This window comes from uncultured Bacteroides sp. (genome assembly GCF_905207245.1).
Lineage (GTDB): Bacteria > Bacteroidota > Bacteroidia > Bacteroidales > Bacteroidaceae > Bacteroides.
In genome coordinates this window covers 1-13,287 of the sequence record NZ_CAJLKP010000052.1, presented here as the reverse complement: position 1 = coordinate 13,287, position 13,287 = coordinate 1, and the positions used below count along the sequence as shown (strand labels likewise).

Sequence of the window (13,287 nt, the reverse complement as noted above, 5' to 3'; positions counted from 1 at the left end):
GTCCGATGGCGTTTGTTTCTGTTTGCACTAACTTCTTTCTCCACATTATTCATTAATTTTTTAGTATGACGATTAGGTTAAATAAAGTAACAAGAGATTTGAATGTAGGAATTTCAACGGTAGTTGAGTTCTTGCAGAAGAAAGGCTTTGCCGTTGAGGCAAATCCCAACACAAAAATTACCGAGGAGCAATACGCTTTGCTCGTGAAAGAGTTCAGTACAGATAAGAATCTTAGACTTGAATCGGAACGTTTCATTCAGGAACGACAGAATAAAGACCGCAACAAAGCGTCGGTATCTATCGACGGTTATGCGACTGAGACCACGGAGAAACCGAAAGTTGAGGAAATCAAGACGGTAGTTCCCGAAGATGCACGTCCGAAGTTTAAACCTGTAGGGAAAATAGACTTGGATAAGCTGAATAACCGGAAGTCGGTAGTGGAGAAAGTGGAAGAGAAGAAAGTAGAAGAAGCCGCACCTGTGGTGAAGGAAGAACCTAAGCCGCAGCCTAAGCCTGAGCCAAAGCCCGAACCTAAACCGGAGCTTAAGCCCGAGCCTAAGGTGGAACTCAAACCAGAACCCAAGCCGGAACCCAAACCAGCACCTGCTCCCAAACCTGAACCTGTGGTGAAAGAAGAACCGAAAGTGGCTGTGGAAGAAAAAACAGAATCCGCTACGGTAGTAATCCAGAAAGAAGAAGTGAAAAAAGAAATACCTGCTCCTGTGGCATCTGCCAAGGAAGAGCCGAAGCCCGAAGCGGGCGAAGAAGCAACAGCAAAAGCTGATGGAGATGAAATCTTTACAATCCATAAGCCGGAGTTTGTTTCCAAAATTAATATCATCGGTCAGATTGACCTAGCTACGCTGAACCAGTCTACACGCCCCAAGAAGAAGAGCAAAGAGGAGAAACGTAAAGAGCGTGAAGAGAAGGAGAAAATCCGTCAGGACCAGAAGAAGCAGATGAAAGAGGCGATTATCAAAGAAATCCGCCGCGAAGATAGTAAAGCGAAAGATGGCAAGGAGAAAGATGCCGATGCCAACGCTAACAAGAAGAAACGTCTCCGTATTAATAATAATAAGGAGAAAGTAGATATTAACAATGCATCCAACTTCCAACGCGGAGGTGACAACCGTCCGGGTGGTGGCAAACCCCACGGTAGCGGTCAGGGCGGTGGTGCCAACAATCATCCGGGTGGCAATCGCAACAACCGCAACAATAATGGCGGTAAGGACCGTTTCAAGAAACCGGTTATCAAAGCGGAAGTTAAGGAGGAAGACGTAGCTAAGCAGGTAAAAGAAACTTTGGCACGCCTCACTTCCAAAGGTAAGAACAAGACAGCGAAGTATCGTAAGGATAAACGTGATATGGCATCCAGCCGTCAGCAGGAGCAGGAAGACCGCGAAATGGCGGACAGCAGAGTGCTGAAGATTACGGAATTCGTGACTGCTAACGAGTTGGCAAGCATGATGGATGTTTCCGTTACGCAGGTCATCGCTACTTGTATGAGTATCGGTATCATGGTTTCTATCAACCAACGTCTGGATGCTGAAACCATCAACCTGGTGGCGGAAGAATTCGGATACAAGACTGAGTATGTCAGTGCAGAAGTATCACAAGCCATTGTGGAAGAAGAAGATGCTGACGACGATTTGGAACCGCGCGCACCGATTGTTACCGTTATGGGGCATGTAGACCACGGTAAGACATCGTTGCTCGACTATATCCGTAAAGCGAACGTTATTGCCGGTGAAGCCGGTGGTATCACGCAGCACATCGGTGCCTACAACGTGAAGCTGGACGACGGACGTGAAATTACGTTCCTTGATACTCCGGGTCACGAGGCATTTACAGCAATGCGTGCCCGTGGTGCGAAGGTGACGGACGTGGTTATCATCATTGTTGCTGCCGATGACAACGTGATGCCGCAGACGAAAGAGGCTATCAACCATGCTATGGCAGCAGGTGTACCTATCGTATTTGCTATTAATAAGATTGATAAGCCGACTTCCAATCCAGATAAGATTAAGGAAGAACTGGCAAGTATGAACTACCTTGTTGAAGAATGGGGTGGTAAGTACCAGTCGCAAGATATTTCAGCCAAGAAAGGTCTGGGTGTGAAGGAGCTGTTGGAAAAGGTGTTGCTGGAAGCTGAAATGCTCGACTTGAAAGCAAACCCGAACCGTAAAGCTACAGGTTCCATCATTGAATCTTCACTGGACAAGGGACGTGGCTACGTAGCCACCATGTTGGTATCCAACGGTACGTTGCACGTAGGTGACATCGTATTGGCAGGTACAGCTTATGGTAAGGTGAAAGCTATGTTCAACGAACGTAACCAACGTCTGAAAGAGGCTGGTCCGTCTGAACCGGTATTAATCCTCGGATTGAACGGTGCCCCTGCCGCAGGTGACACGTTCCATGTGATTGATACGGAACAGGAAGCACGTGAAATTGCTAACAAGCGTGAGCAGTTGCAGCGCGAACAGGGCTTGCGTACTCAGAAGATGCTTACTCTGGATGAAGTGGGCCGCCGTCTGGCACTGGGTGACTTCCACGAACTGAACATCATCGTTAAGGGTGACGTGGACGGTTCTGTTGAGGCATTGAGCGACTCACTGATTAAGCTGTCTACGGCACAGGTACAGGTGAATGTAATCCACAAAGGCGTTGGAGCTATCTCCGAGTCGGATGTTTCACTGGCTGCTGCTTCGGATGCCATTATTATCGGCTTCCAGGTGCGTCCGTCGAACGCTGCTGCGAAGCTGGCAGAGAACGAAGGTGTGGATATCCGCAAGTATTCGGTAATCTACGACGCTATCGAAGAGGTGAAGGCTGCTATGGAAGGTATGTTGGCACCGCAGGTGAAGGAGCAGGTGACTGCAACTATCGAAGTGCGCGAAGTGTTCAATATCACCAAGGTGGGTCTCGTGGCCGGTGCAGTGGTGAAGACCGGAAAGGTGAAACGCAGCGACAAGGCTCGTCTCATCCGCGACGGTATCGTAATCTTTACGGGCTCTATCAATGCTTTGAAGCGCTTTAAAGATGATGTGAAGGAAGTGGGTACCAACTTTGAGTGCGGTATCAGTCTGACAAACTGCAACGATATCAAGATAGGCGATATTATCGAATCTTATGAAGAAATTGAAGTAAAACAAACATTATAGTGTGGTAGTGTGATAATGTGATGAAGTTATAATGTTATATGTGCCAATGTGCCAATTGCCCTGCGGCATCTTTCGTACGCAGTCAATTGGCACATTGTTGTATGACAGTCCGCCTTACTCCCTGGCTCTATCACCTTATTACTTACCACCCCTTATTACACTTTAACTATGACAATATTGGATATCATCATACTGGTGGTGGTGGGTGCCGGAGCGGTTATAGGTTTTCTTAAAGGCTTTATCAGGCAGTTGGCGTCTATCCTTGGATTGATTGTCGGTCTGTTGGCGGCGAAAACGTTGTATGTGTCGGTGGCGGAGAAAGTCTTTTCCAGGATGACGGATTCCATGACGTTTGCGCAGATATTGGCTTTTGTCGTTATCTGGGTTGTGGTGCCATTGCTGTTCCTGTTGGTGGCTGCTTTGTTGACCAAGGCAATGGAGGCCGTTTCGCTCGGTTGGCTTAATCGCTGGCTCGGTGCGGGGCTTGGAGCATTGAAGTTCCTGCTGCTGACCAGTTTGCTGGTCTGTGTTGTCGAATTTATTGACTCGGATAATACGCTGGTCGAGCAAACAATGAAGGAGGATTCAGTGTTATATTATCCTATAGAGTCCTTTGCAGGGATGTTTTTTCCTGCCGCAAAAGAAGTTACTGAACAATATATACTTAATTAATAATGCAACCCGAAGAACCCAATAAATATGTAAAGGAACTGACGCAGGAGAAGTACAAGTACGGCTTCACCACCGACGTGCACACGGAAGTCATTGAACGAGGGCTGAATGAAGACGTTGTGCGACTAATTTCTGCGAAGAAGAACGAGCCGGAATGGCTGTTGGAGTTCCGTCTGAAAGCATACCGTCACTGGTTGACGCTGGAGATGCCTACATGGGCGCATCTCCGTATTCCTGAGATAGATTATCAGGCTATTTCATATTATGCCGACCCGTTGGCAAAGAAAAAGGATGCTCCGAAGAGCATGGATGAAGTAGACCCCGAGTTGATAAAGACCTTTAATAAACTGGGTATTCCGTTGGAAGAACAGATGGCGCTGAGTGGTATGGCGGTAGATGCTGTGATGGACTCTGTTTCTGTGAAGACGACATTCAAGGAGACGTTAATGGAGAAGGGAATCATCTTCTGTTCCATCAGTGAGGCGATACGTGAGCATCCCGACTTGGTGCAGAAGTATCTGGGTTCCGTGGTGGGATACCGTGATAACTTTTTTGCTGCGCTGAACTCGGCGGTGTTCTCCGATGGCTCATTCGTATATATCCCGAAGGGAGTACGTTGTCCGATGGAGTTGTCTACCTACTTCCGTATCAATGCCCGCAACACCGGACAGTTTGAACGGACACTGATTGTAGCGGATGCTGACTCGTATGTTTCCTATCTGGAAGGTTGTACGGCGCCAATGCGTGACGAGAACCAGTTGCATGCCGCTATCGTAGAGATTGTGGTGCACGACCGTGCTGAAGTGAAGTACAGTACCGTACAAAACTGGTATCCGGGCGATGCCGAGGGCAAGGGCGGTGTATATAACTTCGTGACGAAGCGTGGCAATTGCAAAGGTGTGGACAGTAAATTATCCTGGACGCAGGTAGAGACTGGTTCGGCCATTACGTGGAAGTATCCGTCTTGTATTTTGACGGGAGATAATTCTTCGGCTGAATTCTATAGTGTGGCGGTGACAAACAACTACCAGCAGGCGGATACGGGTACGAAGATGATACATCTGGGCAAGAATACCAGTAGCACAATTGTCAGTAAAGGTATTTCTGCGGGACACAGTGAGAACTCTTACCGCGGTCTGGTGCGTGTGGCTCAGAAAGCTGACAATGCGCGTAATTACAGTCAGTGCGACTCTTTGTTGCTGGGCGATAAGTGCGGTGCGCACACGTTCCCCTATATGGATATCCATAATGAAACGGCGATTGTGGAGCACGAGGCAACCACCAGCAAAATCAATGAAGACCAGATATTCTATTGCAACCAGCGCGGCATCTCTACGGAAGATGCGGTGGGATTGATTGTGAATGGCTATGCCAAGGAAGTGCTGAACAAGCTGCCGATGGAGTTTGCCGTAGAAGCTCAGAAGTTGCTGGCTATTTCGCTGGAAGGCAGCGTGGGATAAATTAAGAGTTAAGAATGAAGAATGAAGAATTAAAATAAAATGATGGAGAGTTAGGAATGGAGAATGTTGCAATATTCTTCATTCTTAATTCTTCATTCTTAATTTAAGAAGTTATGTTAGAGATAAAAGACCTGCATGCCAGCGTAAATGGCAAAGAAATATTGAAAGGCATCAACCTGACGGTGAGAGCAGGTGAGGTGCATGCTATTATGGGGCCTAACGGTTCCGGTAAGAGTACTCTTTCGGCTGTGTTGGTAGGTAACCCGGCTTTTGAGGTGACAAAGGGCAGTGTAACTTTCTACGGTAAGAACCTGTTGGAGCTTTCACCCGAAGACCGTAGTCACGAAGGTATCTTCCTCAGCTTCCAATATCCGGTGGAAATTCCGGGGGTGAGTATGGTGAACTTCATGCGTGCGGCGGTGAACGAGCAACGTAAATATAACCATTTGCCTGCTCTCAGCGCAAGCGAATTTCTGAAACTGATGCGTGAGAAGCGTGCGATTGTGGAACTGGATAATAAACTGGCAAACCGCTCCGTGAATGAAGGCTTCTCCGGTGGAGAGAAGAAGCGTAACGAAATTTTCCAGATGGCTATGCTGGAACCGCGTCTGAGTATCCTTGACGAAACGGACTCCGGGCTGGATATCGATGCCCTGCGCATCGTTGCCGAAGGGGTAAACAAGTTGAAGACACCGGAAAACAGCACCATCGTCATTACCCACTACCAACGCTTACTGGATTATATCAAACCTGACGTCGTGCATGTGCTATACAAAGGTCGCATCGTAAAGACTGCGGGACCGGAGTTGGCTCTGGAACTGGAAGAGAAGGGGTATGACTGGATTAAGAAGGAGTTGGGAGAATAAATTATGAATGCAGAACAACAATACATAGAGCTTTTCTCCCAGACGGAAGCTATGATATGCCAGCATAGTGCCGAGGTGCTGAATGCTCCCCGTGCCACTGCGTTTGCCGACTTTGAGCGGCTCGGCTTTCCTACCCGTAAGCAGGAGAAATATAAATATACCGATGTCAGCAAGTTCTTTGAACCGGACTATGGACTGAACCTGAACCGTTTGGATATTCCGGTGAATCCTTATGAAGTGTTCAAATGCGATGTGCCCAATATGAGTACGTCTCTGTACTTTGTAGTGAACGATGCTTTCTATAATAAGGCTTTGCCTGCATCCCACTTGCCTGAAGGAGTTATTTTCGGAAGTTTGAAAGAGATGGCAGAGAAGCAACCGGAACTGGTGAAGAAATACTACGGTAAGCTGGCGGACACCTCGAAAGACGGAGTAATAGCTTTCAATACTGCTTTTGCACAAGACGGTGTGCTGCTGTATGTGCCAAAGAATGTAGTAGTGGAGCGTCCCATTCAATTGGTGAATATTCTTCGTGGTGACGTGAACTTCCTGGTGAATCGCCGGGTACTGATTGTTCTGGAAGATGGTGCACAGGCACGTATGCTGGTATGCGACCACGCTATGGATAATGTGAACTTCCTTGCTACTCAAGTGATAGAAGTCTTTGTCGGAGAGAATGCAGTCTTCGATTTTTATGAACTCGAAGAGACTCATACGAGTACAGTGCGCATCAGCAGCCTGCACGTGAAGCAGGAAGCAAACAGCAATGTATTGCTGAACGGCATGACTTTGTATAACGGCACTACCCGCAATACCACCGAAGTGTTGCTGGCAGGCGAAGGTGCTGAAATCAACCTTTGCGGCATGGCAATTGAGGATAAGAACCAGCATGTTGATAATCATACAAGTATTGACCATGCCGTGCCCAACTGTACCAGTAATGAGCTTTTCAAGTATGTACTCGATGACCAGTCTGTCGGTGCTTTCGCCGGTTTGGTGTTGGTGCGTCCCGATGCACAACATACCAGTTCACAGCAAACAAACCGTAATCTTTGTGCTACCCGTGAAGCACATATGTACACCCAGCCGCAGTTGGAGATTTATGCCGATGATGTGAAGTGTAGTCATGGCGCTACAGTTGGTCAGTTGGATGAGACTGCTTTGTTCTATATGCGTCAGCGTGGTATTCCGCAGCGTGAAGCCCGTCTGTTACTGATGTTTGCTTTCGTGAACGAGGTGATTGACACCATTCGGTTGGATGCATTGAAAGACCGCTTGCATCTGCTGGTGGAGAAGCGTTTCCGTGGAGAACTGAACAAGTGCCAGGGGTGCGCCATTTGCAAATAAAGAGTTGTCAATGAAGAATGAAGAATGAAGAATGAAGAATAAGTTGCGCGACATTATGCCGCATGGTAATTCTTCATTTTTCATTCTTCATTCATAATTCTAAATATATGGATATTCAAAAGATAAGAGCCGATTTTCCGATACTTTCCCGTGAAGTGTATGGTAAGCCATTGGTCTACCTTGATAACGGTGCTACGACGCAGAAGCCGCGTCAAGTGGTGGATGCTATTACGGATGAATATTATTCTGTCAATGCGAATGTGCATCGTGGTGTACACTTCCTGTCGCAGCAAGCTACGGAACTGCATGAGGCGAGTCGTGAGACAGTGCGGAAGTTCATCAATGCAGGTTCTACGAATGAAATCGTATTTACGCGGGGAACAACGGAAAGCATCAATCTGCTGGCATCCAGTTTTGGAGAAGCAGTAATGAATCCGGGTGATGAAGTGATTGTTTCGGTGATGGAGCATCATAGTAATATTGTGCCCTGGCAACTGTTGGCTGAACGGAAGCGCATCAACCTGAAAGTTATCCCCATGAACGACCGTGGCGAACTTCTGCTGGATGAATATGAAAAGCTCTTCACAGATCGGACAAAGTTGGTCAGCGTTGTGCATGTATCCAATGTATTGGGCACGGTCAATCCTATCAAGGAGATGATTGCTACTGCTCATGCTCACGGAGTGCCTTTCCTGGTGGATGCTGCGCAGTCCATTCCTCACATGGCGGTGGATGTGCAGGACCTTGATGCTGATTTTCTTGTATTCTCAGGCCACAAAGTATATGGTCCTACGGGTGTCGGCGTGCTTTATGGCAAAGAGGAATGGCTGAACAGGCTGCCGCCTTATCAGGGTGGAGGCGAGATGATACAGCACGTATCTTTTGAGCACACCACCTATAATGAACTTCCCTTTAAGTTCGAAGCGGGAACACCCGACTACATTGGAACTACAGGACTGGCCAAAGCTCTGGATTATGTATCTGCCATTGGACTGGACAAGATTGCCGCCTATGAACATGAACTGACGGAGTATGCCACGCAGCGTTTGAAGACTATCCCCGGTATGCGCATCTTTGGTGAAGCGGCAGAGAAGGGGAGTGTCATTTCTTTCTTGGTGGGCGATATCCATCACTTCGATATGGGCACATTACTCGACCGTCTCGGTATCGCCGTGCGTACAGGGCACCATTGCGCCCAGCCGTTGATGCAACGTCTCGGCATTGAAGGTACAGTACGCGCTTCTTTTGGACTCTACAATACGAGAGAAGAAATAGATGTCCTGGTGGCGGGCATTGAGCGGGTCAGCAAGATGTTTTGATAAGTGCCAGTTTCTTCTGCCACTTATCCCGTGCCAGTTTCTGCATATCCGTAACACTGTCCTTTTCATCCACAATTTCGAAACCTAAGGCTGTTTCTATAATATCTTCCATAGTAACAATTCCCCAGAAACAACCATACTCATCAATCAGGATGGAGATATGTTCCTTCCTTTCAAGCATCTGCTCCCAAACCGTGGAAACGGAACTGTTTTCCGGAAAGGAAAGGACGGGGCGGGCAACATCCTTCAGATGCAGGTCAAACCTATCTTCCGCCAACTTTTCAAGTACTGTCTGCCGCAACACATAGCCCGTGATGTAATCTTCACTGTCATTATAAACAGGGATGCGGGAGTAGAATTTGAATTTTCCATCCTGGTAGAATTCCTTTAAGGACATGCTTTCGGGTGCTGTTGCCACCACAGTCCGCGGTGTCATAATCGATTGCGATTTCACCTTGTCCAGCTTGATTAAGTTCTGTATCATCTTGTTCTCCTTCATCTGGAAGACACCCTCTTCCGCTCCAATGGAAATCATAGCGGACACTTCTTCACGGCTGACGGACAATGCCTGTTTTCCGGAAGAGAACAGCCGGGTAATCAGCTCGGACAGCCATACCAGAGGATAGCAGATGATAATAAGGAAATTAATGATACGTGCCGATGGAAGTGCCAGTGAGCGCCAGTAGCATGCACCTATTGTCTTGGGGATGATTTCTGAGAGAACAAGAATCAAGATAGTCAGTATGGCGGATATGACACCGAAGTAAGCCTCTCCGAATATCTTTACTGCTTCAGAACCCACACCTGCCGCACCGACGGTGTGGGCAATGGTGTTCAGTGACAGGATGGCGGCAATGGGCCGGTCGATGTCTTGTTTGAACTTCTTCAATAAAGCAGCGCTTTTGCCGTGCATTTTCTCTTTGGTAGAGATGTACGACATGGGGGTGGATAATAAAACTGCTTCCAGAATGGAGCATAAAAAGGATAATGATAAGGCAAGGGTCAGATATAATAAAACAAGTCCCATATATAAATTAATTAATTGAACATAGCGGAACGGATCAGTGATTCGCACCGGATAAATAATAAAAAAGCAATAAGGAAAAGACTTGTGCTAAAGACGGTATATACACAGCAGGGAGCGTTCGGGAGAGAACAAACTTCTGCGGTTATGCGGCTGGTTGCCGTCGCTATATATGTATAGATTCGTATTCTCGGTAGAGAAATTGTAAGTAGTGGTGGTTTCTGCACAAAGCTGGCGTGCCCGATTCTGGGAAAGGGAACGGAACATGATGGCCTCGTCGTTGAAGTCTGCGGGGAAATATTGTCCGTTTTGCTCAATGCCAAGAAAGGGCGGTTCGTTCTCTGAGAAGGCATTATAATCTTCGGGTTGAAGTGCGAAAAGCACCACGACCAGACATGTGATTATTCTGAATATAAAATGATTTGTTTCCATTTGTTCGGAGACAAAGATAGATAAATGTTGACTTAGCTCATAGACAGGCGTTGACTTTTTTGTTTTTTTATAATAATGAGAGCTTATAAAAGCGCATCGTGACTGCAACTTTTTGCTTTATGGTGCGTCTAATAGTTTGCAAATAACTTAAATGAATAAAGCTTATGTTAGTAACAACAACGCCTGTTATCGAGGGTGCACGTATCACCCGCTATTACGGCATCGTTTCCGGTGAAACGATTATCGGTGCCAATGTATTCCGTGATTTCTTTGCCAGCATCCGCGACGTAGTGGGTGGACGTAGCGGTTCTTACGAAGAAGTGTTGCGCGAAGCGAAAGACATTGCCCTGCGTGAAATGCAGGAACATGCCAGAGCACTCGGAGCCAATGCTGTGATTGGTGTGGATCTGGATTATGAAACAGTTGGCGGCAGTGGCAGTATGCTGATGGTAACAGCTTGTGGTACAGCCGTAACTGTAGAATGATAAAACAGACGGTCTGTTTGCTTGAAATACATGGTCTGTTTACCCCAAACAGATGGTCTGTTCATGGCAAATAGACCATCTGTTTTTTTATACCCGAAGATTCCCTTGTAGTAGTCTCATTCTTTGGGCGTTGCGTTATCACAAAAAAACAAATTCCCCTGCAAAGGTAATTCCTGTTTTGTTTGTCTTTCTCGCGGAGAATTAATATATTTAGCCCTCAAATACTTAATTCTTAAAATACTAACACTATGGACAGTTTGCTTTTCTGGCTGATTCCGGCCGCTTCTGTTTTGGCTCTCTGTTTTGCTTATTATTTCCATAAGCAAATGATGAAGGAGAGCGAGGGTACTCCACAAATGATAAAGATTGCCGCCGCTGTACGCAAGGGGGCTATGTCTTATCTGAAGCAACAATACAAGATTGTTGCCTGGGTATTTCTGGGACTGGTTATTCTTTTTGCTATTATGGCTTATGGCTTCAATGTGCAGAACCATTGGGTACCGATTGCTTTCCTGACAGGCGGTTTCTTCTCCGGCCTTTCCGGTTTTCTCGGTATGAAGACGGCTACATATGCTTCGGCACGTACGGCAAATGCTGCCCGTAGTTCACTGAACGCAGGATTGCGTGTGGCTTTCCGTAGCGGTGCGGTGATGGGGCTGGTTGTAGTAGGGCTGGGACTGCTCGATATTTCTTTTTGGTATTTTTTGCTCGACGCGGTTATTCCCGCAGATGCCTTGACTCCGACTCATAAACTCTGTATCATCACTACCACCATGCTCACTTTTGGTATGGGTGCTTCCACACAAGCGCTCTTTGCCCGTGTAGGCGGTGGTATCTATACGAAAGCTGCCGATGTGGGTGCCGACCTGGTAGGTAAAGTAGAAGCCGGCATTCCCGAAGATGACCCGCGCAATCCTGCTACGATTGCCGATAACGTAGGTGATAACGTGGGCGACGTAGCCGGTATGGGCGCCGACCTTTATGAAAGTTATTGCGGCTCCATTCTGGCAACTGCCGCCCTGGGTGCTGCCGCCTTTATCCATACGGGAGATACCGCCATGCAGTTCAAAGCTGTTATTGCTCCGATGCTGATTGCTGCCGTAGGTATCCTTCTTTCCATAATCGGTATATTCGCAGTGCGTACCAAAGAGAATGCTACCATGAAAGATTTGCTGGGTTCTCTGGCTTTCGGTACCAATCTGAGTTCCGTGCTGATTGTTATTGCTACCTTCTTCATCCTTTGGTTGCTGGGATTGGAAAACTGGATGTGGATTTCCTGTGCCGTAGTAGTAGGTCTGGTGGTTGGCATCATCATCGGTCGTTCCACGGAGTACTATACTTCGCAATCCTACCGTCCCACTCAGAAACTTAGTGAAAGCGGGAAGACTGGTCCGGCAACAGTGATTATCTCCGGTATCGGTTTGGGGATGCTTTCCACAGCAATCCCTGTGATTGCCGTAGTGATAGGCATCATTGCTTCCTATCTATTCGCTTCCGGATTTGAGTTTGCCAATGTAGGCATGGGGCTTTATGGTATTGGTATTGCTGCCGTGGGTATGCTCTCCACTCTGGGCATCACCCTTGCCACGGATGCTTATGGTCCTATTGCCGATAATGCCGGAGGAAATGCCGAAATGTCCGGTTTGGGTGAAGAAGTCCGCAAACGTACCGATGCCCTCGACTCTCTGGGCAACACCACTGCTGCAACCGGAAAAGGCTTTGCAATCGGTTCTGCCGCCCTTACCGGACTAGCTCTGCTTGCTTCCTACATTGAAGAAATCCGTATCGGACTGACCCGTTTAGGTACGATGGAATTAACATTGCCTCATGGTGAAGGCGTTGCCCTTCAGGATGCCACTTTCTTCGACTTTATGCATCATTATGATGTGACGCTGATGAATCCGAAGGTACTCTCCGGCATGTTTCTGGGTAGTATGATGGCATTCCTTTTTTGTGGACTGACGATGAACGCAGTTGGTCGTGCCGCTGGTCATATGGTGGATGAAGTGCGTCGGCAGTTCCGAGAAATTAAAGGAATCCTTACGGGAGAAACAGAGCCTGATTACGAACGCTGTGTAGCTATCTCTACAAAAGGAGCGCAGCGCGAAATGGTTGTACCTTCGTTGATAGCTATTATTGCTCCGATTGCTACAGGTTTAATCTTTGGTGTGCCTGGCGTACTTGGTCTGTTGATTGGTGGGCTGAGTAGTGGTTTCGTTCTTGCTATTTTCATGGCGAATGCAGGTGGTGCATGGGACAATGCCAAGAAATATGTGGAAGAAGGTAATTTCGGTGGTAAGGGTAGTGAGGTGCACAAGGCCACTGTGGTAGGTGATACGGTGGGTGACCCGTTTAAAGATACTTCCGGTCCGAGCTTGAACATCCTTATTAAGCTGATGAGTATGGTGGCTATTGTTATGGCCGGACTTACCGTTGCCTGGAGCCTTTTCTGATGAGTGCAGGCATTTGATTCAGTTCCAAGTAATGAAACCGACAGTTCCAAATAATGAAACCGACA

General features: G+C 47.4%; 10 protein-coding genes. 8 read left to right on the top strand and 2 right to left on the bottom strand.

The genetic code is table 11. The annotated features are described in order from the left end of the window. Positions 1–65: 65 nt before the first annotated feature. From infB to QZ135_RS15585, 6 genes are all read left to right on the top strand, one after another. Positions 66–3,164, top strand: coding sequence for a translation initiation factor IF-2 (gene infB, locus QZ135_RS15610; RefSeq protein WP_294611195.1), 3,099 nt, complete (start codon positions 66–68; stop codon positions 3,162–3,164). 168 nt (positions 3,165–3,332) lie between these two features. Continuing rightward, positions 3,333–3,836: a CvpA family protein gene (locus QZ135_RS15605; protein WP_294611191.1), complete on the top strand. Its 504-nt coding sequence runs from the start codon at positions 3,333–3,335 to the stop codon at positions 3,834–3,836. 2 nt (positions 3,837–3,838) lie between these two features. Then, on the top strand, positions 3,839–5,296 hold the full coding sequence (gene sufB / locus QZ135_RS15600) for a Fe-S cluster assembly protein SufB (RefSeq protein ID WP_294611187.1): 1,458 nt from the start codon (positions 3,839–3,841) through the stop codon (positions 5,294–5,296). Between the two features lie 113 nt (positions 5,297–5,409). Next, a complete protein-coding gene (gene sufC / locus QZ135_RS15595; protein WP_294611185.1) occupies positions 5,410–6,162 on the top strand; it encodes a Fe-S cluster assembly ATPase SufC in 753 nt (250 codons plus the stop codon). 3 nt (positions 6,163–6,165) lie between these two features. Then, complete coding sequence (sufD, locus tag QZ135_RS15590; protein ID WP_294611183.1) at positions 6,166–7,509, top strand: Fe-S cluster assembly protein SufD; 1,344 nt, start codon at positions 6,166–6,168, stop codon at positions 7,507–7,509. A 107-nt stretch (positions 7,510–7,616) separates the two neighbouring features. After that, positions 7,617–8,828: a cysteine desulfurase gene (locus QZ135_RS15585; RefSeq protein WP_294611181.1), complete on the top strand. Its 1,212-nt coding sequence runs from the start codon at positions 7,617–7,619 to the stop codon at positions 8,826–8,828. On the opposite strand, the gene QZ135_RS15580 is transcribed toward QZ135_RS15585, so the two are convergent. Continuing rightward, positions 8,812–9,855, bottom strand: coding sequence for a hemolysin family protein (locus QZ135_RS15580; RefSeq protein ID WP_294611178.1), 1,044 nt, complete (start codon positions 9,853–9,855; stop codon positions 8,812–8,814). The two genes, QZ135_RS15585 and QZ135_RS15580, sit on opposite strands and share 17 nt — an antisense overlap. A gap of 87 nt (positions 9,856–9,942) precedes the next feature. After that, positions 9,943–10,284 carry a hypothetical protein gene (locus QZ135_RS15575; RefSeq protein WP_294611176.1) on the bottom strand — a complete coding sequence of 114 codons (342 nt, stop codon included), beginning with the start codon at positions 10,282–10,284 and terminating at the stop codon, positions 9,943–9,945. Positions 10,285–10,448: 164 nt separating this feature from the next. Here QZ135_RS15575 and QZ135_RS15570 point away from each other — a divergent pair, with 164 nt between their 5' ends. After that, positions 10,449–10,769, top strand: a complete 321-nt coding sequence (locus QZ135_RS15570; RefSeq protein ID WP_009129671.1) for a heavy metal-binding domain-containing protein — start codon at positions 10,449–10,451, stop codon at positions 10,767–10,769. Positions 10,770–11,017: 248 nt separating this feature from the next. Beyond that, on the top strand, positions 11,018–13,222 hold the full coding sequence (locus tag QZ135_RS15565) for a sodium-translocating pyrophosphatase (RefSeq protein ID WP_294611174.1): 2,205 nt from the start codon (positions 11,018–11,020) through the stop codon (positions 13,220–13,222). The last annotated feature ends 65 nt before the right edge of the window (positions 13,223–13,287 follow it).